This window comes from Acidovorax sp. MR-S7, from assembly GCF_000400995.2.
GTDB lineage: Bacteria > Pseudomonadota > Gammaproteobacteria > Burkholderiales > Burkholderiaceae_C > MR-S7.
In genome coordinates this window covers 1-21,587 of record NZ_DF238897.1, presented here as the reverse complement: position 1 = coordinate 21,587, position 21,587 = coordinate 1, and the positions used below count along the sequence as shown (strand labels likewise).

At 68.0% G+C, this 21,587-nt stretch carries 23 protein-coding genes and 1 tRNA gene; 14 read left to right on the top strand and 10 right to left on the bottom strand.

Annotation, left to right across the window (positions count from 1 at the left end; genetic code table 11):
• Window positions 1–9 precede the first annotated feature (9 nt).
• From tpiA to rpsO, 4 genes are all read right to left on the bottom strand, one after another.
• On the bottom strand, window positions 10–765 hold the full coding sequence (tpiA, locus tag AVS7_RS02345) for a triose-phosphate isomerase (protein ID WP_024000823.1): 756 nt from the start codon (window positions 763–765) through the stop codon (window positions 10–12).
• Window positions 762–1,754, bottom strand: a complete 993-nt coding sequence (locus AVS7_RS02340) for an NAD(P)H-quinone oxidoreductase (protein ID WP_020226905.1) — start codon at window positions 1,752–1,754, stop codon at window positions 762–764. Before AVS7_RS02340 ends, tpiA begins: the two co-directional genes overlap by 4 nt.
• Before the next feature lie 92 nt (window positions 1,755–1,846).
• Window positions 1,847–4,087, bottom strand: coding sequence for a polyribonucleotide nucleotidyltransferase (gene pnp, locus AVS7_RS02335; RefSeq protein WP_020226904.1), 2,241 nt, complete (start codon window positions 4,085–4,087; stop codon window positions 1,847–1,849).
• A 207-nt stretch (window positions 4,088–4,294) separates the two neighbouring features.
• Complete coding sequence (gene rpsO, locus AVS7_RS02330; RefSeq protein WP_024000822.1) at window positions 4,295–4,561, bottom strand: 30S ribosomal protein S15; 267 nt, start codon at window positions 4,559–4,561, stop codon at window positions 4,295–4,297.
• Window positions 4,562–4,772: 211 nt separating this feature from the next.
• Between rpsO and AVS7_RS02325 the strand changes: the two genes are divergently transcribed.
• The 3 genes from AVS7_RS02325 (at window position 4,773) to greB (ending at window position 5,904) form a co-directional block, all read left to right on the top strand.
• The gene (locus AVS7_RS02325; protein ID WP_024000821.1) at window positions 4,773–5,051 is read left to right on the top strand and encodes a hypothetical protein; all 279 of its coding nucleotides are present in this window, start codon (window positions 4,773–4,775) and stop codon (window positions 5,049–5,051) included.
• A gap of 145 nt (window positions 5,052–5,196) precedes the next feature.
• A tRNA-Arg gene (locus tag AVS7_RS02320) sits at window positions 5,197–5,273 on the top strand.
• A 73-nt stretch (window positions 5,274–5,346) separates the two neighbouring features.
• Window positions 5,347–5,904, top strand: coding sequence for a transcription elongation factor GreB (greB, locus tag AVS7_RS02315; protein ID WP_020226900.1), 558 nt, complete (start codon window positions 5,347–5,349; stop codon window positions 5,902–5,904).
• Between the two features lie 9 nt (window positions 5,905–5,913).
• Here the strand turns inward: greB and AVS7_RS02310 are convergent, their stop codons facing one another.
• From AVS7_RS02310 to AVS7_RS02295, 4 genes are all read right to left on the bottom strand, one after another.
• Window positions 5,914–8,136: a bifunctional (p)ppGpp synthetase/guanosine-3',5'-bis(diphosphate) 3'-pyrophosphohydrolase gene (locus AVS7_RS02310; protein WP_234449961.1), complete on the bottom strand. Its 2,223-nt coding sequence runs from the start codon at window positions 8,134–8,136 to the stop codon at window positions 5,914–5,916.
• Between the two features lie 149 nt (window positions 8,137–8,285).
• Window positions 8,286–8,489, bottom strand: coding sequence for a DNA-directed RNA polymerase subunit omega (gene rpoZ / locus AVS7_RS02305; RefSeq protein ID WP_020226898.1), 204 nt, complete (start codon window positions 8,487–8,489; stop codon window positions 8,286–8,288).
• A 19-nt stretch (window positions 8,490–8,508) separates the two neighbouring features.
• Complete coding sequence (gmk, locus tag AVS7_RS02300; protein WP_020226897.1) at window positions 8,509–9,129, bottom strand: guanylate kinase; 621 nt, start codon at window positions 9,127–9,129, stop codon at window positions 8,509–8,511.
• Between the two features lie 6 nt (window positions 9,130–9,135).
• Window positions 9,136–10,029 carry a YicC/YloC family endoribonuclease gene (locus AVS7_RS02295; protein ID WP_020226896.1) on the bottom strand — a complete coding sequence of 298 codons (894 nt, stop codon included), beginning with the start codon at window positions 10,027–10,029 and terminating at the stop codon, window positions 9,136–9,138.
• A 95-nt stretch (window positions 10,030–10,124) separates the two neighbouring features.
• Here AVS7_RS02295 and AVS7_RS02290 point away from each other — a divergent pair, with 95 nt between their 5' ends.
• The 5 genes from AVS7_RS02290 (at window position 10,125) to hemW (ending at window position 14,767) form a co-directional block, all read left to right on the top strand.
• Window positions 10,125–11,141, top strand: a complete 1,017-nt coding sequence (locus AVS7_RS02290) for a serine/threonine-protein kinase (protein ID WP_034689783.1) — start codon at window positions 10,125–10,127, stop codon at window positions 11,139–11,141.
• A complete protein-coding gene (locus tag AVS7_RS02285; protein WP_020226894.1) occupies window positions 11,138–12,040 on the top strand; it encodes a PP2C family serine/threonine-protein phosphatase in 903 nt (300 codons plus the stop codon). Before AVS7_RS02290 ends, AVS7_RS02285 begins: the two co-directional genes overlap by 4 nt.
• 33 nt (window positions 12,041–12,073) lie before the next feature.
• Window positions 12,074–12,799 carry a ribonuclease PH gene (rph, locus tag AVS7_RS02280; RefSeq protein ID WP_020226893.1) on the top strand — a complete coding sequence of 242 codons (726 nt, stop codon included), beginning with the start codon at window positions 12,074–12,076 and terminating at the stop codon, window positions 12,797–12,799.
• A 45-nt stretch (window positions 12,800–12,844) separates the two neighbouring features.
• The gene (rdgB, locus tag AVS7_RS02275; protein ID WP_034689848.1) at window positions 12,845–13,444 is read left to right on the top strand and encodes an RdgB/HAM1 family non-canonical purine NTP pyrophosphatase; all 600 of its coding nucleotides are present in this window, start codon (window positions 12,845–12,847) and stop codon (window positions 13,442–13,444) included.
• A gap of 99 nt (window positions 13,445–13,543) precedes the next feature.
• Window positions 13,544–14,767: a radical SAM family heme chaperone HemW gene (gene hemW / locus AVS7_RS02270; protein WP_020226891.1), complete on the top strand. Its 1,224-nt coding sequence runs from the start codon at window positions 13,544–13,546 to the stop codon at window positions 14,765–14,767.
• Window position 14,768: 1 nt separating this feature from the next.
• Here the strand turns inward: hemW and AVS7_RS02265 are convergent, their stop codons facing one another.
• Window positions 14,769–15,101: an I78 family peptidase inhibitor gene (locus AVS7_RS02265; RefSeq protein WP_020226890.1), complete on the bottom strand. Its 333-nt coding sequence runs from the start codon at window positions 15,099–15,101 to the stop codon at window positions 14,769–14,771.
• Between the two features lie 85 nt (window positions 15,102–15,186).
• The gene (locus AVS7_RS02260; protein ID WP_020226889.1) at window positions 15,187–16,308 is read right to left on the bottom strand and encodes an SPOR domain-containing protein; all 1,122 of its coding nucleotides are present in this window, start codon (window positions 16,306–16,308) and stop codon (window positions 15,187–15,189) included.
• A 210-nt stretch (window positions 16,309–16,518) separates the two neighbouring features.
• Here AVS7_RS02260 and AVS7_RS02255 point away from each other — a divergent pair, with 210 nt between their 5' ends.
• From AVS7_RS02255 to AVS7_RS02230, 6 genes are all read left to right on the top strand, one after another.
• Window positions 16,519–17,706 carry an ABC transporter substrate-binding protein gene (locus tag AVS7_RS02255; protein WP_020226888.1) on the top strand — a complete coding sequence of 396 codons (1,188 nt, stop codon included), beginning with the start codon at window positions 16,519–16,521 and terminating at the stop codon, window positions 17,704–17,706.
• Entirely contained in the window at window positions 17,703–18,620 is a 918-nt protein-coding gene (locus tag AVS7_RS02250) for a branched-chain amino acid ABC transporter permease (RefSeq protein ID WP_020226887.1), read from the top strand. Before AVS7_RS02255 ends, AVS7_RS02250 begins: the two co-directional genes overlap by 4 nt.
• A 170-nt stretch (window positions 18,621–18,790) precedes the next feature.
• Window positions 18,791–19,747 (top strand): branched-chain amino acid ABC transporter permease, encoded by a 957-nt coding sequence (locus AVS7_RS02245; RefSeq protein ID WP_020226886.1) that lies wholly within the window; start codon window positions 18,791–18,793, stop codon window positions 19,745–19,747.
• Entirely contained in the window at window positions 19,744–20,499 is a 756-nt protein-coding gene (locus AVS7_RS02240; RefSeq protein ID WP_020226885.1) for an ABC transporter ATP-binding protein, read from the top strand. The genes AVS7_RS02245 and AVS7_RS02240 overlap by 4 nt, the downstream gene beginning before the upstream one ends.
• The gene (locus AVS7_RS02235; RefSeq protein ID WP_020226884.1) at window positions 20,496–21,206 is read left to right on the top strand and encodes an ABC transporter ATP-binding protein; all 711 of its coding nucleotides are present in this window, start codon (window positions 20,496–20,498) and stop codon (window positions 21,204–21,206) included. The genes AVS7_RS02240 and AVS7_RS02235 overlap by 4 nt, the downstream gene beginning before the upstream one ends.
• Window positions 21,207–21,342: 136 nt before the next feature.
• Window positions 21,343–21,558 carry a hypothetical protein gene (locus AVS7_RS02230; protein WP_034689779.1) on the top strand — a complete coding sequence of 72 codons (216 nt, stop codon included), beginning with the start codon at window positions 21,343–21,345 and terminating at the stop codon, window positions 21,556–21,558.
• The last annotated feature ends 29 nt before the right edge of the window (window positions 21,559–21,587 follow it).

Sequence of the window (21,587 nt, the reverse complement as noted above, 5' to 3'; positions counted from 1 at the left end):
TGCCCGCGCTTATGCACTCTGCGCTGCAGCAATAATTTGCAAGAAATCCTGGGCCTTGAGCGAAGCCCCGCCGACCAGCCCGCCGTCGATGTCGGGCTGGGCCAGCAGCTGCGCCGCATTGGCCGCGTTCATGCTGCCGCCGTAGAGCAGCGGCACCTTGTCCGCGCGCTCGGTGGCTGCCGCCAGCTGGGCACGCAGCACCGCATGTACCTGCTGCGCCTGCTCAGGCGTCGCCGTGCGGCCGGTGCCGATGGCCCAGACGGGCTCATAGGCCACAACGAGCTCGCTCACGCAGTGGCCGACGGCATGGATCACGGCAGCCAACTGACGCTTCACCACCGATTCCGTCTGCCCGTCTTCGCGCTCCTGCAGCGTCTCGCCCACGCAGACAATGGGCGTGATGCCCGCCGCCAGCGCCTTCTGCGCCTTGGCCGCCACCACGGCATCGGTCTCGCCGTGGTACTGGCGGCGTTCGGAGTGCCCGACCAGCACGTAGCGCGCACCGAAGTCGCGCAGCATGCCCGCGGACACTTCGCCCGTGAACGCACCGCTGTCGTGCTGCGACACATCCTGCGCCGCCACCGCGATCGGCGAGCCTTCGGCCAGCGACTGCACCTGCGCGAGATAAGGCGCGGGCACGGCTACGGCGACGATGCACGCGGGCGTACCCACGCCCTCGCGCAGCGCCTGCAGCAAGGCCGCATTGGCGTCCAGGCTGCCGTTCATCTTCCAGTTGCCGGCAATGAGCTTTCTTTTCTGGTTCATGTCGTCCACGTCAAAACAATCTTGCCTACGTGCGCGTTGGACTCCATCAGCGCATGCGCCCGGGCCGCATCGGCCGCCGCGAACGTGCTGTGGATGACCGGCTTCACGGCCCCCGACGCCAGGAGCGGCCAGACCTGCTCGCGCAGCGCCTGGGCGATCGCCCCCTTGAAGGCCACAGGGCGCGGACGCAGCGTGGAGCCCGTGATGGTCAGGCGCTTGCGCAGCACCAGGCCGGCATTGAACTCTGCCTGCAGGCCGCCCTGGACGGCGATGATGACCACGCGCCCGTCCTCCGCCAGGCACTCTACCTCGCGCGCCACATAGGAGCCCGCAACCATATCGAGTACCACGTCCACGCCACGGCCTTCGGTGATGCGCCGCGTTTCGGCGACGAAGTCCTGCGTCTTGTAGTTGATGGCATGGTGCGCACCCAGCGCCAGACAGGCCGCGCACTTGTCGTCGCTGCCCGCGGTGACGATGACGGTTGCGCCCCGCGCGCGCGCCAGTTGGATGGCAGTGACGCCGATGCCGCTGCTGCCCCCCTGCACCAGCAGGGTCTCGCCCGGCTGCAGCCGTGCACGGTCGAAGACATTGCTCCAGACCGTGAAGAAGGTTTCAGGCAGCGAGGCTGCCTCCACGTCGCTGAGGCCCTCCGGCACCGGCAGGCACTGGGGCACGGGCGCCACGCACCACTGCGCGTAGCCACCGCCAGCCACCAGCGCGCACACGCGGTCGCCTACGCGCAGACCTGCCTGCGCCATGGCCTCGGAATCGCCCGCCTCCACTACGCCGGCCACCTCCAGGCCGGGCAGGTCCGACACGCCGGGCGGAGGAGCATAGCTCCCCTTGCGCTGCAGCACGTCGGGACGGTTCACGCCGCTGGCCGCAACGCGGATCAGCAGCTCTCCCGGCCCCGGCCGGGGCACCGGCCGCTCGCCCAGGCGCAACCCTTCGGGCGGCCCGAATGCCGCGATTTCCACGGCTTGCATCACAGTCGTCATGGCTTGGACTTTGCTCAATTAAGGGCTCCAGCGCTTATACAGCAAGCGCCGGCAGCTCCTTTATCAATAGCAAACGGTTTTCAGCCGTTCATCTGGCCAGAAGCCGCTCCGGCTTCAGGTGCCTGCTGCTGTTGCTGCTCAGAGGAACCATTGCCGTTGTCACGGCGCGGGCCACGCTCACCGCGTTCGCCACGCTCGGCGGGCGCGGGACGGCCGCTGTCGCCAGCGGGGCGCTCGGCCAGGGCCTTCATGGACAGCTTCACGCGGCCCTTTTCGTCGGTCTCGAGCACCTTGACCTTGACTACCTGGCCTTCCTGCAGGTAGTCGCTGACCCTCTCCACGCGCTCGTGGGCGATCTGGCTGATGTGCAGCAGGCCATCCTTGCCGGGCAGCAGGTTGATGAGGGCGCCGAAGTCCAGGATCTTCGTGACCGGGCCTTCGTAGATCTTGCCCACCTCGACCTCGGCCGTGATCTCTTCGATGCGGCGCTTGGCCTCGTCGGCCTTGGCGGCTTCGGTGGCGGCGATGGTGATGGTGCCGTCTTCCTCGATGTTGATCTGGCAGCCGGTCTCGTCCGTCAGTGCGCGGATGGTGGCGCCGCCCTTGCCGATCACGTCGCGGATCTTCTCGGGGTTGATCTTCATCGTGTAGAGCTTGGGTGCGAAGCTGCTGATCTCGGTCTTGGCCTCGCCCATGGCTTCCTGCATCTTGCCCAGGATGTGCATGCGCGCCTCCTTGGCCTGGGCCAGGGCGACCTGCATGATTTCCTTGGTGATGCCCTGGATCTTGATGTCCATCTGCAGAGCGGTGATGCCGTTGGTCGTGCCGGCCACCTTGAAGTCCATGTCGCCCAGGTGGTCCTCGTCGCCCAGGATGTCGGTCAGCACGGCAAAGCGGTTGTCTTCCTTGATCAGGCCCATGGCGATGCCGGCCACGTGCGCTTTCATGGGCACGCCGGCATCCATCAGCGACAGGCAGCCGCCGCAGACCGAGGCCATCGACGAGGAGCCGTTGGATTCGGTGATCTCGGACACCACGCGGATCGTGTAGGGGAACTCGTCCTTGCTGGGCAGGCAGGCCACCAGGGCACGCTTGGCCAGGCGGCCGTGGCCGACTTCGCGGCGCTTGGTCGAACCCATGCGGCCGACTTCGCCGGTGGCGAAGGGAGGCATGTTGTAGTGGAACAGGAAACGGTCTTCGAACTCGCCGGCCAGTGCGTCGATGCGCTGGGCATCGCGCTCGGTGCCCAGCGTGGAGATCACCAGCGCCTGCGTCTCGCCGCGTGTGAACAGCGCCGAGCCGTGGGTGCGCGGCAGCACGGAATTGCGGATCTCGATGGGGCGGACGGTGCGCGTGTCGCGGCCGTCGATACGCGGCTCGCCGGCCAGGATCTGGCTGCGCACGATCTTGGCTTCGATGTCGAACAGCAGGGCCTCGACCTTGACAGCGTCGAAGTCGGCGCCCTCGGCCTTCAGCGATTCCAGCACCGAAGCCGAGGCCTCGCGCAGGGCCTGCGTACGGGCCTGCTTGCTGCGGATCTGATAGGCAGCGCGCAGCTTTTCTTCAGCCAGTTGCGTGACCTTGGCGATGAACGGCTCATCCTTGGCAGGAGGCTGCCAGTCCCACACTGGCTTGCCCGCGTCGCGCACCAGCTCATGGATGGCGTTAATGGCGACCTTGCCCTGCTCGTGGCCGAACACCACGGCGCCCAGCATCACGTCTTCGGTCAGTTGCTGCGCCTCGGACTCGACCATCAGCACGGCAGCCTCGGTGCCCGCGACGACCAGGTCCATCTGCGAGTTCTTGCGCGCCGTCTGGCCGGGGTTCAGCACGTATTCGCCGTTGATATAGCCCACGCGCGCGGCACCGATCGGGCCGTTGAAGGGGATGCCGGAGATGGACAGCGCGGCGCTCACGGCGATCATGGCGGCGATGTCAGCATCCACTTCGGGGTTCAGCGAGATGGTGTGGATGACCACATGCACCTCGTTGTAGAAGCCTTCGGGGAACAGCGGACGGATCGGACGGTCGATCAGGCGGCTGGTCAGTGTCTCCAGCTCGCTGGGCTTGGCCTCGCGCTTGAAGAAGCTGCCGGGAATTTTGCCGGCGGCGTAGGTCTTCTCGATGTAGTCCACCGTCAGGGGGAAGAAGTCCTGGCCGGGCTTGGCGGTCTTGGAGCCGACGACCGTGGCCAGCACCACGGTGTCGTCGATGTTGACCAGCACGGCGCCGGAGGCCTGGCGGGCGATCTCGCCCGTTTCCATCACGACGGTCTTGTCGCCCCACTGGAACGACTTGGTGACTTTGTTGAAAATGCTCATGGTTCAGCTCCTTGCTTCCATATTGATAGCTGGTCGCGCTTGACCAGCAAGGGATGGAGTGCAATTGAAGAACACGATGCCATTCCAGTGATCCTGCCCCGGCAAGGCCATTGGAATGACACAGCTTCGCTCTGCGATTGCGACTCCGAAGTAAAAAACGCCTGAGCTAGTCCACACTAACCCAGGCGTTTTGGCATGCCGGCGTGCTTACTTGCGCAGGCCCAGCTTGGCGATCAGCGCCGTGTAGCGGTCAGCGTCCTTGGCCTTCAGGTAGTCCAGCAGCTTGCGGCGGCGGCTCACCATGCGCAACAGGCCGCGACGACCGTGGTGGTCCTTGGCGTGCTGCTTGAAGTGGGGGGTCAGCTCGTTGATACGGGCCGTGAGCAGGGCCACCTGCACTTCGGGGCTGCCTGTGTCGCTGGCGGAACGGGCGTTGGCCTTGACGACTTCGGCCTTGACGGAGGATGCGATCATGATTTTTCCTTGATTGAGAGACAGGGCGCACAGCCCGATCCCGGTTCTACTTGCGCCGGAGGCTGGAAGGGCCGCCAACGTGCGTCTTGCACCATGCAAAACCGGTCGATTATACCGCCAGTCGTTTTTTCGTCCCATCCGGGGTGGCCCCCGCCCCTTTCAGGACAGCACATCTGCAAGATGGCAGCTTCAGCCATTCTCCGGGTACGCCATGACCACAGTGAACCTTTCGCTCTCCACCACCCGCCTCTTGGGGGCAGCAGTCATCCTCTCCGCGGCATGCATGGCCGACATGGCACATGCCGTGACCAAGAAGACCCGCGAAGCGCAAAGCAGTGCCGCATCCGCACCGAAGAAGTCCCGCTCCGTCAAGATCAAGCAGCAGCAAAACCACTCCGGCGAAACCACTGCCGAGCGAGACCGCAGGCTCTACCGAGAATGCAAGGGCATGCCGAACGCGGGCGCCTGCCTGGGCTACACCAGCCGCTGACAGCGGGCCCTTTCCCGTGAGCGCAGCAAAAACTGCGCTACAATCCATCCCATCGTCACGATGCCGATCCGCAGAAACTCTGCAATCCCAGCAAGTGGCGATTTTTGAAATAGCGTGAAAACTTCGTGCTATAATTCAAAGCTTAGCGGCTGTAGCTCAGCTGGATAGAGTACTTGGCTACGAACCAAGGGGTCGTGGGTTCGATTCCTGCCAGCCGCACCAAACGGTAAGCCCTGGAACTGCAAGGTTCCAGGGCTTTTTCGTTTGCGCCAGCACTTTCAGGCACGATAGCGCCATGAGCAAAGCCTTCACCAAGGAAACCGACGAGGCCGACGACGAGCCTGCCCTGCCCGCCGGCATCCCCCTGGGCGGCAAGAACTACATCACGCCCCAGGGCTACGCCCGGCTGCGCGCCGAGTTGCTGACATTGATCGACGAAGAACGCCCCAAGGTCGTCGAGGTGGTCCACTGGGCCGCCAGCAATGGCGACCGCTCGGAAAACGGCGACTACCTGTATGGCAAGAAGCGTCTGCGGGAAATCGACCGGCGCATCCGCTTCCTCACGAAGCGGCTGGAAATCGCCGAGGTCGTGGACCCTTCGCTGCACGCCGGCAGCGACCAGGTGTTCTTCGGGGCGACGGTCGCTTACATCGATGACGAGGGCGTGGAGCGCACCGTGACCATCATGGGCGTGGACGAAGCCGACAACAGCCTGCACCAGATCAGCTGGATATCGCCCGTGGCGCGCGCGCTGCTCAAGGCGCGCGAAGGCGATGAGGTATCGCTGCAGACGCCCGCCGGAGCGCGCACGTTGGAAATCCTGTCCGTGCGCTACCCGGAGCCGGGCGCCTGAATCTCCGCACTACGCGGGCTGCGGCAGCACCCTGAACGCCCGCAGCACGGACTGCGTGCGGCGCAGGTTGCGCAGCACCGTTTCCATGTGCGCGAGGTCCCGCACGGCCACGACGAAGCGCAGGTCGATGGTGTCCATCGCATCGTCCATGTCCACACGCACGATGTCGGCCTCGGAACTGGCCAGCTCCAAGGCGATGCGTGCCAGCACGCCCTTGCCGTTGCTCACGGTGACGGTGATCGCCGTCTCGAACATGCGCGTGGGCTCGTCGGACCAGTCCACGGCGATGAAGCGCTCCCCATCCTTGTGCTGCAGCTTCTTGGCCACGCCGCACTGGGCGTGGTGCACCACCAGCCCCTCGCCGCGCCCCAGATAGCCCACGATGGGATCGCCGGGCACGGGCCGGCAGCAAGGCGCGTATTGCACGGAAGCGTTCTCACTGCCATCAAGCGTGATACTGCCCTGCGAGACGTTCTCGTGGGAGCTGTAGCGCTCGCGGGTCAGCAGCAGCGCATCAGGCCGCTGGCCGTCTTCTGTCAGCAGCAACACCAGCCGCTTGGCCACGATGTTGGCGATGCGCTTGCCCAGGCCGATATCGGTCATCAGTTCCGCGCGGCTGCGGCTGCCGGTGAAGCGCAGCAGTTTTTCCCAGAGAGCCGCATGTGTTTGCGCGTCGGGCAATTGCTCCATGCCTTCGGCACGCAGCGCCTGGGTGAGCAACTTCTCCCCCAGCCCCGCCGACTCGCTCTGCGCCATGTTCTTGAGGTAATGCCGGATCTTCGAGCGCGCACGGCCCGTGCGCACGAAGGCCAGCCAGGCCGGGTTCGGCCGTGCGCCCTGCTTGGTGACGACCTCGACCACGTCGCCGTTCTTGAGCTCGGTGCGCAAGGGCACCTGCTCGTTGTTGATGCGCGCCGCCGTGGTGCGGTCGCCCACGTCGCTGTGGATGGCATAGGCGAAATCCACGGCGGTGGCACCGCGCGGCAGCGCGAGGATCTGGCTCTTGGGCGTGAACACGTAGACCGCATCCGGGAACAGGTCCACCTTGACGTGATCCCAGAACTCCGCTGCATCGCGTGTTTCGTTCTGGATGTCGAGCAGCGACTGCAGCCACTTCGTGCCCAGCCGCTCGGCCACCGTGCCGTCCGTCTCCTGTGCCTTGTAAAGCCAGTGGGCGGCCACACCCGCCTCGGCCACGACGTGCATCTCTTCGGTACGCACCTGGAATTCGACGTTCAGCCCCGCCGGCCCCACGAGCGTGGTGTGCAGCGACTGGTAGCCGTTGAGCTTGGCGATCGCGATGTGGTCCTTGAACTTGCCCGGCACGGGCTTGTACATCTGGTGCAACACGCCCAGGGCGGTGTAGCAGTCCGTCACCGTGGGCACGATGATGCGAAAGCCGTACAGGTCCGTCACCTGGGCGAAGCTCAGGTGCTTGGCGTCCATCTTCTGGTAGATGGCGAAGAGCGTCTTCTCACGCCCCGCCAAGCGCACCGCCATGCCCTGGCGGGCGAAGGCCGCGTCCACCTCTGCCTGCACCTTCTGCACGATGTCGCGCCGGCGGTTGCGCGACTTGGCAACCGCCTTGGCCAGCGTCGCATAGCGCCAGGGATGCAGGTGGCGGAATGCCAGGTCCTGCAGTTCGCGGTAGGTCTGGTTCAGGCCGAGCCGATGAGCGATGGGCGCGTAGATTTCCAGCGTTTCCGACGAGATGCGGTGCCACTTGCTGCGCGGCATGTCCGACAGCGTGCGCATGTTGTGCGTACGGTCGGCCAGCTTGATGAGGATGACGCGCACGTCGCGCGCCATGGCCAGCAGCATCTTGCGGAAGGATTCCGCCTGGTTTTCCTCGCGGGTGTTGAACTGCAGCTTGTCGAGCTTGGTCAGGCCATCGACCAGTTCGGCCACCGGCGCGCCGAAGCGGTCGATCAGGTCGGCCTTGGTGATGCCGCAGTCCTCCATGGCATCGTGCAGCAGGGCCGCCATGAGGGCCTGCACGTCGAGCTTCCAGCTCGCGCACAGCGCGGCCACGGCGATGGGGTGCGTGATGTAGGGCTCTCCGCTGCTGCGCAACTGGCCCAGGTGCGCCGCATCGGCATAGCGGTATGCCTGGCGCACCTGCTCGATGCTGGCGCTGTCGAGGTAGTCGAGCTTTTCCAGAAGCGCGGCGAAGCTCGCCGCCGCGGCATTGGCCGCTGCGGCGGATGAGCTGTTTGGCACGGCGGGCTCCATCTGCGCACTGCCGGCGCCCCCCTTTTTCACGACCACGTCCATGCCTTTAATGTAGCGTGTCAGACAACCGGCGACAGGCGGGCAAAAAAAAGCACCGCCTCTGCGGTGCTTTCTCTGCCCGGTAGTGCGGGCGCCTGGCGTCTCCAGGTTCAGCCGGGCACTTTCTTCAGCATTTCCAGGCCGACCTTGCCGGCGGCGATCTCGCGCAGCGCCGTCACCGCGGGCTTGTTGCGGCTTTCGATCTTGGGGGCATGGCCCTGGCTCAGCATGCGGGCGCGGTACGTGGCAGCCAGCACCAGTTGGAAGCGGTTGGGAACGTTTTCGAGGCAGTCTTCCACGGTAATGCGGGCCATTGGGTCTCTCCGGGGCGATTCAGGGGATGTTGAGCGATTCGAACGTATCGGCCCGGGCGCGGCGCTGGGCGGTGTACTTGAGGCGCTGGGCATGGACGATGGTCTTCAGGTCGAAGAGCGCCCGTTCGAAAACTTCGTTGATTATAACGAAGTCGAATTTCTCGACCTGCGCCATCTCGTCGGCCGCATTGCGCAGGCGCATCTCGATCACTTCCGGCGCGTCCTCGCCGCGCCGCTCCAGGCGCGAGCGCAACTCCTCCCAGCTCGGCGGCAGGATGAAGATCAGCACGGCGTTCACGAAGGCCTGCTTGATCTGGAGCGCGCCCTGGAAGTCGATCTCCAGCACCACGTCGGCGCCGTGCGCAACGCGCTCCTCGATCACCTTGCGCGAGGTGCCGTAGCGCCGTCCGTGCACGTTGGCCCACTCCACGAAGCCGTTGGCCGACACCATGGCGTCGAACTCCTGCTCCGAGGCGAAGAAGTATTCCCGCCCGTGCTTTTCCTGCCCGCGCGGCGCGCGCGTGGTGTGGGACACCGAGGGCTGCACGTGCGAATCCAGCTCCAGCAGCGCCTTGACCAGGCTGGATTTGCCCGCTCCGCTGGGAGCCGATACGACGAAGAGGTTTCCGGGATAGTCCATGTTGAATTATTCGATGTTCTGCACCTGCTCGCGCATCTGCTCGATGAGCACCTTCATGTCCACGCTGATGCGCGTGAGCTCCATGGCTGCGGACTTGGAGCCGAGGGTGTTGGCCTCGCGGTGCAGCTCCTGGATGAGGAAGTCCAGGCGCTTGCCGATCTCGCCACCCTTCTTGAGCAGGCGCTCGATCTCGTCCAGATGGGCCTGCAGCCGGGTGATTTCCTCTGCCACGTCGATGCGGATGGCAAAGGCCGTGGCCTCGGTCAGGGCGCGGTCCTGGGCGGCTTCGGGCACAGCGGCGCCTTCGGCCAGCTGCATGGCCTCGCGCCAGCGTTCCATGAAGCGCTGACGCTGCTGTTCCACGAGCTGCGGCACCAGCGGGCCGGCCTGCTGCGCCAGGGCCCGCAGCTGGCCCAGGCGGTCGTGCAGCATGGCGGCCAGGCGCTCGCCCTCGCGCGCCCGGGCGGCGACCAGGTCGTCCAGCGCCTGCCGCGCCAGGGCCGGGAGCGATTCGCTCCAGTCCTGGGCGGGCGCGCTGGCGTTGGCGCACAGGCGCAGCGCGTCGGCCACGGACAGGGGAGCGGCGTCGGGCAGCCAGGAACGCACGGCGTCCTGCACGGCGCTCACCCGCTGCAGCAGGCGCGGCGCGGGCTCGGCCAGGGCTGTGGCGCCGTCCGCATCCACGAAGGCGCGCACCTCGACCTTGCCGCGCTTGAGCTGCGCCGTGAGCAGGGCGCGCAACGCCGGCTCGTGGGCGCGCAGCTCATCGGACAGGCGGAACGCCAGGTCGAGGAAACGGCTGTTGACGGAGCGTATCTCCAGGCCCAGGCGTCGGCCCTGTCCGTCCTTGTCATCCCCTGCCGCGGCTACGCCTCGCTGCGCGCTGGCGTATCCGGTCATGCTGTAAACTGCCATTGGACTTTTCGGTGGTGGATTGCTTGCAATCCGGCGATTATCCGGGTTCGCTCGCTGCGCCCGCGTCTTCCTCGCTCCCTATGTCAAAAATCAAGCCGGCTCCCCTGCCCCCCGATACCGTGATCGGCGGCTACCGCGTGGTGCGCAGGCTGGCTTCCGGCGGCTTTGGCGTGGTGTATCTCGCCGTGGATGCCGAGGGCCAGCAAGTCGCCATCAAGGAATACATCCCTGCATCGCTGGCCACGCGCGCGCCGGGCGAGCTGCTGCCCAAGGTGCCGCCCGAGAAGCTTTCGCTCTACCGCCTGGGCCTCAAGAGCTTCTTCGAGGAAGGGCGCTCGCTGGCGCAGATCTCGCACGCCTCCGTGGTGAGCGTGCTCAATTTCTTCCGCGAGAACGAAACCGTCTACATGGTGATGAACTACCTGGAGGGCGCGACCCTGCAGGATTTCATCATCACCGCGCGCGACCTCAAGACGCAGAAGGTGTTCCGCGAGTCCACCATCCGCTCGCTGTTCGACGAGGTGCTGCGCGGCCTGCGCATCGTGCACCAGCACAAGATGCTGCACCTGGACATCAAGCCGGCCAACATCTTCATCACCGACGACAACAAGGCGGTGATGATCGACTTCGGCGCCGCGCGCGAGGTGCTGTCCAAGGAAGGCAACTTCATCCGCCCCATGTACACGCCCGGCTTCGCCGCGCCCGAGATGTACCGCCGCGACGCGCAGATGGGCCCGTGGACGGACATCTACGCCATCGGCGCCTGCATCTACGCCTGCATGCAGGGCTTTCCGCCCAACGAGGCGCCGCAGCGCCAGGAGAAGGACCGCCTGTCGCTCGCGCTCAACAAGCTGCGCGGCATCTACTCCGACAACCTGATCGAGGTGGTGGAGTGGTGCATGGCGCTCGACCCGCTGTCGCGCCCGCAATCGGTCTTCGCGCTGCAAAAGGAGCTGAGCCGCGAGGGCGAGCGCCGCTATACCAAGCTGTCGGTGGCCGAGAAGGTGCGCATGCAGTTCGACACCCTGGTTTCCGACAACCGCAAGAGCGCGCCCAAGGCGACGGACGCCTCCGACCTCGCGGCCCGTCCCAAATGAAGTTCTCCGTCTTCCAGATCAGCCGCCGCGGCGGGCGCGAGAAGAACGAAGACCGCATGGGCTACTGCTACACGCGCGAGTGCGGCCTGTTCGTGCTGGCCGACGGCATGGGCGGCCACCCGCAGGGCGAGGTGGCGGCGCAGATCGCCATCCAGACGGTCTCGTCCATGTTCCAGCGCCAGGCCCGGCCGGCGCTGCAGAACGCGGGCGAGTTCCTCACCTCCGCGCTGCTGGCGGCGCACCACCAGATCCTGCGCTACGCCAGCAGCAAGGGCATGCTGGACACGCCGCGCACCACGCTGGTGGCGGCGGTGGTGCAGGAGGGCCGCGCCCACTGGGTCCACTGCGGCGACTCGCGCCTCTATGTGGTGCGCGCTGGCGACCTGCTCACGCGCACGCGCGACCACTCCTACCTGGAGCTGCGCAACGCCGCCATCCCCGGCCTGGAGCGCGTGAACCGCAACGTGCTGTTCACCTGCCTGGGCTCGCCCACCAAGCCCATCTACGACCTGAGCGGCCCCGTCCTGCTGGAGCAGGGCGACCGCATCCTGCTGTGCTCCGACGGCCTGTGGGGCGCGCTGGACGACGACGCCATCGTCCGCGGCCTGGGCCGCCAGGCTGTGTCCAACGCGGTGCCCGACCTGGTGGAGGACGCGCTGCGCGCTGCCGGCGACACCAGCGACAACGTCACCGTGGTGGCCATGGAGTGGGAGACGCCGGACGCGTTCGAGTCCACCCAGGGCGTGTCCACCGAGAGCATCAGCGACGACGTGTTCGAATCCACCATCCAGGCCGAACCCCTCGACGGCTTCGTGGACGACCTGGACGACGAGGCCATCGAGCGCTCCATCGCCGAGATCAACGAAGCCATCCGTCGCTCTGCTTCCAAAAAACCGTGAACCGCCCCCGGGGCCGTTCGCCGAAAGACACCCATGACCTTTGAACGCAGCGGCCAGCGCGCCGCCAGCGCCCTGCGCCCCATTCGCATCACGCGCCGCTACACCATGCACGCCGAGGGCGCGGTGCTCATCGAATTCGGCCACACCCGCGTGCTGTGCACCGCCTCGGTCGAGGAGAAGGTGCCCCCGCACCAGCGCGGTTCTGGCTGCGGCTGGGTGACGGCCGAATACGGCATGCTGCCGCGCTCCACCCACAAGCGCAGCGACCGGGAGGCCGCGCGCGGCAAGCAGAGCGGGCGCACACAGGAGATCCAGCGTCTCATCGGCCGCAGCCTGCGCGCGGTGTTCGACCTGAAGGTCCTGGGCGAGCGCACCATCCACCTGGACTGCGACGTGATCCAGGCCGACGGCGGCACGCGCACCGCCGCCATTACCGGCGCCTGGGTGGCCGCGCACGACGCGGTGGCCACGCTGCTGGCGGCGGGCAAGATCGCCGCCTCGCCCATCACCGGCGCGGTGGCGGCCGTGTCGGTCGGCATCGTGCAGGGCGCGCCGCTGCTCGACCTGGAATACGTGGAAGACGTGGCGTGCGACACCGACATGAACGTGGTGATGACCGGCGCCGGGCACTTCGTGGAAGTGCAGGGCACGGCCGAAGGCGCGGCCTTCTCGAAGGGCGAGCTGAACGCACTGCTGGCGCTGGCCGAGCAAGGCATCGCCGAGCTGGTCGCGCTGCAACAGCAATCGCTTCAAAATTAATAGCTGCCAGCGCTTTCCTAGCAAGCGCCAGAGGCCAAAATGACCATGAAACTCGTTCTTGCATCCAACAACAAGGGCAAGCTCGCCGAGCTGCAAACCATGCTGGCGCCGCTGGGCGTGCAGCTCATCGCGCAGGGCGCACTGGGCGTGGGCGAGGCCGAGGAGCCGTTCCACACCTTCGTCGAGAACGCGCTGGCCAAGGCGCGCTACGCCTGCGCGCACACCGGCCTGCCCGCGCTGGCCGACGACGCGGGCCTGTGCATCCACGCCTTTGGCGGCCTGCCCGGCGTGCAGACGGCCTACTACGCCACGCAGTTCGGCTATGAGAAGGGCGACGCCAACAACGTGCGCGCGCTGATCGAGCAGATGGAAGGCATCGACGACCGCCGCGCCGCCATGGTCAGCACCCTAGTCGCCGTGCGCAGCCCGCAGGACCCCGAGCCGCTGATCGCCGTGGGCCGCGTGGCCGGCGAGATCTCGCGCGCGCCGCGCGGCGCGGGCGGCTTCGGCTTCGACCCGGTGATGCTCATCCCCGAATTCGGCAAGACCTTCGCCGAGCTGCCCACCGAGGTGAAGAACGCCCACAGCCACCGCGGCCGCTCCGCGCAGCAGATGCTGGCGCTGATCCGCACGCATTGGCTATGAAAAAAGAGCTGCTTGCGCTTTCTACCCAAGGGATTCGCATGGTTTTCCTATGCAAACCCTTGCTGAACAAGCGCAGCCAGCTATGGTTTTGAGAGCCCGATGACCGTCCCCATCGTCACTGCGCCGCAGTCCCTGCCCCCGCGCGACGTGCAGCACTACATGCGCCCCGGCCTGCTGCAGCTGTCCAGCCTGCCGCCGCTGTCGCTGTATGTGCACATTCCCTGGTGCCTGCGCAAGTGCCCCTACTGCGACTTCAACTCGCACGAGGCGCGCGGCGACGTGCCCGCCGCCCGCTACCTCGACGCGCTGGTGGCCGACCTCGAAGCCGCCCTGCCCCTCGTCTGGGGCCGCACGGTGCACAGCATCTTCATCGGCGGCGGCACGCCCAGCCTGTTCGCGCCCGAGGCCATCGACCGGCTGCTGGCCGACATCCGCGCGCGCCTGCGGCTCGACGCGGGCTGCGAAGTCACGCTGGAGGCCAACCCCGGCACCTTCGAGAAGGAGCGCTTCCGCGCCTACCGCGGCGCGGGCGTCACGCGCCTGTCCATCGGCGTGCAGAGCTTCGACGACCGGCACCTGCAGGCCATCGGCCGCGTGCACGACCGCGCCCAGGCCCTGGCCGCCGTGGAGGAAGCCGCCGCGTCGTTCGACACCTTCAACCTCGACCTCATGTACGCCCTGCCCGGCCAGACGCTGGACGGACTGGAGCAGGAGGTGCGCACCGCGCTCGCGCTCGCGCCGCCGCACCTGTCCATCTACCACCTGACCGTGGAGCCCAACACCTGGTTCGCCAAGCACCCGCCGCCGCTGCCCGAGGAGGACACGGCCTACGCCATGCTCGACCGCATCACCGAGCTGACGGCCCAGCACGGCCTGCGGCGCTACGAAGTCTCAGCCTATGCGCGCGAAGGTCACCCGTGCCTGCACAACACCAACTACTGGCAGTTCGGCGACTATCTGGGCATCGGCGCGGGCGCGCACAGCAAGCTGAGCTTCGCGCACCGCATCGTGCGGCAGGTGCGCCTGCGCGACCCGCAGCGCTACATGCAGGGCGCGCTGGCCGGCCAGGCCATCGCCCAGGACGACGAGGTGCGCCGCGCCGACCTGCCGTTCGAGTTCATGCTGAATGCGCTGCGCCTGCGCGAAGGCTTCGCGCTGCAGGACTTCACCGCCCGCACGGGGCTGCCGCTCACGGCCATCGCCCAGGGGCTGCAGGAGGCCGAGGCACGGGGCCTCGTCGAGCGCGACATGGAGCGGGTACGCCCCACCGAGCGCGGCTTCGATTTCCTCAGCGACCTGCAGTCGCTGTTCCTCGGGGATTGATTTAGCCGCAGCGCGCGGCGGTGATCTTGCCGCTGCCGTCCACCTCCAGGTTCAACCGCTGGGCGTCGAACTCCATCGTGACCGGCTGGCCCTTGTGCAACACGCGGGCCATGCGGGCGCCGGCGCGCACGCGCGCCTCCTCCAGCACCTTGGCCGTGCCGTTCTTGCCCAGCGCCCACTGCGCGGCCTGCGTGTCGCACGTGCCGCCCACGGGCGCGGTGCTCGCGCCGATCGGCGGCGGCGCGGGCGTTGCCGCCGGGCCCACCGACGAGCAGCCCGATACCAGTGCCAACGCCGCCGCGGCGGCCGCCGCCGCCCAGGAAATCTTGCGCATAGTCACATCCTCCCGATGAAAAAAGCCGCACCTTAGCGCGGCGTGTGCGCCGCCGCCGTCACGATAGGTAACGCCCCCGGCCCGTCTACTCCACGGCCGCCGCCGCGTCCAACCCCAGCGTGCGCACCTGCGCCGCCGCCGCGTTGGCCTGCGCCGCCGAGGCGAACGGCCCCACCCGCACGCGCTGCAGCCGCCGGCCGTCGGCGCGCGCCACGGACTGCACGGTGGATGGCAGCCCGGCCTGGCGCAGCCGCGCATGCGCGCGGCGGGCGTTGGCCGGGTCCGCGAACAGGCCCACGTTGATGTAGAGCTTGCGCTGCGCCGCCGCCTGCGTCTGCCTGGCAGGCGGCACAGCGCGCTTGGCGGGAGCCAACGCAGACGCGGGCTGCGCCACGGGTGCGGGGAGCGTCTCCTGCACCGGGGGCGCAGGCGCGGCGTCCACCACCGCCGCAGGCACGGCGGGCTCCGGCGCCGCGCCGCTGCCGCTCTCTGCCTGCGGCGGCGGCACGGCGGCCGCATCGGCCACCGGCGTGCCGGACGGCATGGGCAAGGCATCCATGCGTTCGGCCTGACGGGCGGGAGGCTGCGGGGGCGGCAGGGCCGGCGCCTGTCCCTGGGCTTCGCCCGCTGGCGGCACACCGCGTTGGAACAGGGCCCAGGCCACCGCCGCCGCCAGCAACAGCGCTCCGCCCAGCGCCGCCGTCCAGGCCAGCCGCCGCCGGCTGCTGGCCTGGCGGTCCAGCAGGTCCATCGCCTCGCGCAGGGTGGGCGCGGACGCCACCGCGCGGTCGATCCGCCGCCGCACGTCGGCATGCAGCAGCGCGTCGCCATACAGTCCCGGCAGCCCGCACGCCACCAGCAGCCCGGCCAGCGCCAGGCCCGCCAGCATCGGCGGCGGCAGCGCCAGCCATTGGTGCCCGGCCGTGAACAGCAGCAGCGCGGCCGCCGCCAGCGCCGCCAGGTACACCAGCGCCGCCCGCCACAGGCGGCGGAACGCCAGCCAGCCCAGCGGACACAGCGCGGCCGCCGTGTTCCAGCCGGGCAGCACGCGGCCCGTCGCGTCCAGCCGTTCGAAGGCGGCCAGATAGTGCGCCACATTCACGGGGCCCAGCGCGGCCCGGTACAGCGACTGCGCGACGCTGGTGTCTTGCGGTTCGGGGCGGGGCGGCGCTGCGGCGTGCGCCGCATAGGCGGGGCGGGCTTGCATGCGCGCATTCTGGCACGACTGTCAAAAAAAGTAGCTGCTTGCGCTTGACTGGCAAGCGCTGGAGGCCGATTTCATACAGATTTTCCAGGCCGGCAGCCACGCCGGTGTGGCGCGCAGGTAGCGCGCTTTTTTCCTGCCCCGCCTGCAACCACCGGTAAGCTACGGCGTTTTACGCCCACTTACGACCCCGAGTTTTCAGGAGCATCCCGCATGAGCAAGCCCCCCGCCCCCCTGCGCCTGGCCGTTGTGGCCACCGCCGCCCTGTGCCTGGCCGCCACCGCGCAGGCCGCCGACAAGGTGAAGATCGGCCTGCTCAGCACGCTCTCTGGGCCGGGCGCCGGGCTGGGCGTGGACATCCGCGATGCCTTCCAGCTCGCCGTGAAGCAGAACGGCGGCAAGCTCGGCGGCCTGCCGGCCGAGGTCATCGTGGCCGACGACCAGCAGAGCCCCGACGCGGCCAAGCAGACGGCCGACCGCATGGTCAAGCGCGACAAGGTCGACTTCATGACCGGCATCGTCTTCTCCAACGTCATGCTGGCCGTGGGCCAGCCGGTGTTCCAGTCCAAGACCTTCTACATCAGCGCCAACGCCGGCCCCTCGCAGCTCGCGGGCGCGCAGTGCAACCCGTATTTCTTCAGCGCCTCCTACCAGAACGACAACCAGCACGAGGCCGCCGGCCAGACGGCGCAGGACAAGGGCGCGAAGAAGGTCGCTCTGCTCGCGCCCAACTACCCGGCGGGCAAGGACGCGCTGGCGGGCTTCAAGCGCTACTTCAAGGGCGAGATCGCGCTGGAGATGTACACGCCGCTGTCGCAGCTCGACTACGGTGCCGAGCTGTCGAAGATGCGCGCCTCGGGCGCCGATGCGGTCTACATCTTCCTGCCCGGCGGCCTGGGCGTGAACTTCATCAAGCAGTTCGTGGGCGCCGGCCTGTCCAAGGACATGACGCTGTACGGCCCCGGCTTCTCGGCCGACGAGGACGTGATCCGCGCCGTGGGCGAGCCCATGCTGGGCATGTTCAACACCTCGCAGTGGGCGCACGACCTGGACAACCCGGCCAACAAGCGCTTCGTGGCCGACTTCCAGAAGGAATACGGCCGCCTGCCCACGCTCTACGCCTCGCAGGGCTACGATGCGGCGCGCCTGATCGACGCCGCCGTGCGCGACGTGAAGGGCAACCTGGCCGACAAGGAAGCCGTGCGCCGCGCGCTCAAGGCGGCGAAGTTCGACTCGGTGCGCGGCCCGTTCAAGTTCGGCCCCAACCAGTTCCCCGTCCAGGACTACTACCTGCGCGTGATCACCAAGGACAGCCAGGGGCGCATCACCAACCGCACGGTGGCGCCCATCTTCAAGAACCACGGCGACGCCTACGCGTCTGAATGCAAGATGCCCGCATGACGGGCATCCTGGTGCTGGAGCAGGCCCTCAACGGCCTGCAGTTCGGCCTGATGCTCTTCCTGCTGGCAGCGGGGCTGACGCTGGTGTTCGGCATCATGGACATGATCAACCTCGCGCACGGCTCGCTCTACATGGTGGGCGCGTACCTCATCGCCACCTGCGCGGCGGCCTCGGGCTCGTTCTGGGTTGGGCTGGCTGCGGGCATCGCCGCCACGGCGGCGGTCGGCGTGCTGCTGGAGGTGACCTTGCTGCGGCGCCTGTACCAGCGCGACCACCTCTCGCAGGTGCTGGGCACCTTCGCCATCCTGCTCATGGCCAACGAGGCGGTGCGCATGGTCTGGGGCTCGCAGCCCGTGCCGCTCAACCCGCCCGCGTCGCTGGCGGGGCCGGTGGAGCTGCTGCCGGGCTTCTCGTACCCGGCCTACCGGCTCTTCATCATCGGCGTCGGGCTGGCAGTGGCGCTGCTGCTGTACCTGCTGGTCACGCGCACGCGCGTGGGCATGCAGGTGCGCGCGGGCGCATCCAACCGCGAGATGGCGCTGGCGATGGGCGCCAACGTGCGCGGCCTGTTCACCGCGCTGTTCGCGCTGGGCGCGGCCCTGTGCGCGGTGGCGGGCGGCATGCTGGGCCCGCTGCTGGCCGTGCAGGTGGGCATGGGCGAGAGCATCCTGATCCTGGCCTTCGTGGTCATCGTGATCGGCGGCATCGGCTCCATCCGCGGCGCGCTGCTGGGCGCGCTGCTGGTGGGCGTGGTGGATACGGCGGGGCGCACGCTGGTGCCCATGCTGTTCGGCCAGCTCATGGGGCCGGAGGCGGCCTCCAGCGCCGGGCCGGCCGTGGCCTCGATCCTGATCTACGTGCTCATGGCCGCCGTGCTGTTCTGGAAGCCCAAGGGCCTTTTCCCTACGCATTGAGATGAAACACCCCCTGAGTCGCTTCGCGCCTTCCCCCTCTCTCTACGCGCTTCGCGCTATGGGAGGGGGACGCAGCCAGCGCGGCGGGGCGGCCCTTGCGCGGCTGCCTGCGCCTGGGCCGCGCCGGTTTCACGCGATGCGGGTGGCGCGCAGCGCTATGGATAACTGATATGACGTCTCTTCTGGACCACCGGCTGCGCCCCGCCGTCGCCGTGCCGCTGCTGGTACTGCTGGCCCTGGTGCCCACCATCGCCGGCGCGCTGGGCGAGGATTTCTACGTGGGCGTGGCCAGCCGCGTGCTGGTGTTCGCGCTGGCCGCCACCAGCCTCAACCTGATCCTGGGCTTCGGCGGCATGGTCAGCTTCGGCCACGCGGCCTTCGTGGGCGTGGGGGCCTACGCCGCGGGCATTCTCATGCAGGCCGGAATCACCTCCGCCTGGGTGGCCTGGCCGCTGGCGTTCGTGGCGGGCGGGCTGTGCGCCTGCGTTGTGGGGCTGGTCAGCCTGCGCACGCAGGGCGTGTACTTCATCATGATCACGCTGGCCTTCGCGCAGATGCTGTACTACCTCATGGTGTCGCTCAAGGCCTACGGCGGTGAGGACGGACTTTCGCTGCCCGCGCGCTCGCACGTCGGGCTGGGCATCGACCTTGCCGACGACGCGCAGTTCTACTACGTGGCGCTGGCCGTGTCCGTGCTGGTGTTCCTCGCGCTCTGGCGCCTGCTGAACGCGCGCTTCGGCCACGCGCTGCAGGGCATCCGCGAGAACGAGACGCGCATGGAGGCCATGGGCTTTCCCGTCTACCGCTACAAGCTCGCGGCCTTCACGCTGGCTGGCGCCATCGCCGGGCTGGCGGGGGCGCTGCTGGCCAACCAGGGCAGCTTCATCAGTCCCTCCATGCTGCAGTGGAGCCAGTCGGGCATGCTGCTGGTGATGGTGATCCTGGGCGGCGTGGGGCATCTGTATGGCCCGCTGGCGGGCGCGGCGCTGTTCCTGCTGCTCGAAGAGGTGCTGGTGGCCTACACCATCCACTGGCAGTTCGGCCTGGGCGCGGTGCTGCTCGCCGTGGTGCTCCTGGCACCCAACGGCCTGCTGAGCCTGGCGCGGCGCAAGGGAGCCGCCGCATGACGGGCGAACTGCTGCGCATCGACAACCTCGTCAAGCGCTTCGGCGGGCTGGTGGCGACCGACCATGCCAGCCTCACCGTGCAAGCGGGCGAGATCCACGCGCTGATCGGCCCCAACGGAGCGGGCAAGACCACGCTGATCCACCAGCTCTCGGGCGCGCTCGCGCCCACCTCGGGCCGCATCCACTTCGCGGGGCAGGAGGTGACCGGCCTGCCCATGCACACGCGCGCGCAACGGGGCCTGGTGCGCTCCTACCAGATCACCAGCGTGTTCAAGCGCCTGCCGGTGCTGGACAACATCGCGCTGGCCCTCCAGTCGCGTGAGCGCGCGGGTTTCTGGCGCCCGGCGCGGGCCGATCGCGCGCGCTACGCGGCAGCAGCCGCCGTGGCCGAGCGCGTGGGCCTGGGCGCGCAGTTGCAGCGGCCCGCCGGCGCTCTGTCGCATGGCGAGCAGCGCCAGCTCGAAGTGGGCCTGGCGCTGGCGCTGCAGCCGCAACTGCTGCTGCTCGACGAACCCATGGCCGGCATGGGCCCGCACGAGGCCGAGCGCATGGTGGCGCTGCTGCAATCGCTGCGCGGCAGTACCACGCTGCTGCTGGTGGAACACGACATGGACGCCGTCTTCCGCCTGGCCGACCGCATCTCCACCCTGGTCTTCGGCCGCGTGATCGCCAGCGGCACGCCCGCCGAGATTCGCGAGCACCCCGAGGTGCGCCGCGCCTACCTGGGCGACGAACTGCCGGAGGCCACATGACCGCCTTGCTGGAAGTGCAGGCTCTGGAAACCGCCTATGGCAGCAGCCAGGTGCTGTTCGGCGTGCACCTCGCCATCGCCCAGGGCGAGGCCGCAACGCTGCTGGGCCGCAACGGCATGGGCAAGACCACCACGGTGCGTTCGCTGCTCGGCCTCGTGCGCCCGCGCGGCGGCAGCGTGCGCTTCCTGGGCGAGCGCATCGACGGCCTGCCGCCCGACCGCATCGCGCGCCGCGGGCTAGCCATCGTGCCAGAGGGGCGGCAGATCTTCCCCAACCTCTCGGTGCGCGAGAACCTGCTGGCCTTCGCCGCTCGGCGCAACGCCAGCGAAGAGCCCTGGACGCTGGAGCGCGTCTACCACCTGTTCCCGCGCCTGGCCGAGCGCCAGCGCAACATGGGCAACCAGCTCTCGGGCGGCGAGCAGCAGATGCTGGCCATCGGCCGCGCGCTGATGACCAACCCGCACCTGCTGATCCTGGACGAAGCCACCGAGGGCCTGGCACCGCTGGTGCGCGAGGAGATCTGGCAGTGCCTGGCGACCCTGCGTGCGCAAGGCCAGACGCTGCTGGTGATCGACAAGTACGTGCAGCGCCTCATCCGCCTGGCCGACCGCCACACCATCATCGAGCGCGGGCGCGTGGCGTGGCAGGGTACTTCGGCCGCGCTGGATGCCGACCACGGACTGTGGCAGCGCTACGTCGGTGTGTGATGGGCGACCCGGCACGCCGGGCCAGCCTGCGCGGTCCTATGTTTCTCCTCCTTGGAAACACTAAATTCTTATATTCGCAATTAACGATATGATGAATTGAGACCCGCCATCGGTGGGAAATTGGCCCCAGTTCCCCATGAGATTCACCACACGTCTGATCCTTTGCGCCGTCGCTCCGGCGAGCCTCTTCGTCCTTGCACTGGGAACCAGCCTGTGGGGCCTCGTGCGCACGCAGAACGACTTCAACAGCTACATCGGCACCGAGCAGGCCGTGGCGACAGGCCTGTCGGAACTCTATGCCCAGGGCCGGGCGTGTCCGAATTTTTGTGTAAACGGGTCGGACTTCAATTGACGGAGATGCGGTCTCCGAACTGAATGGTA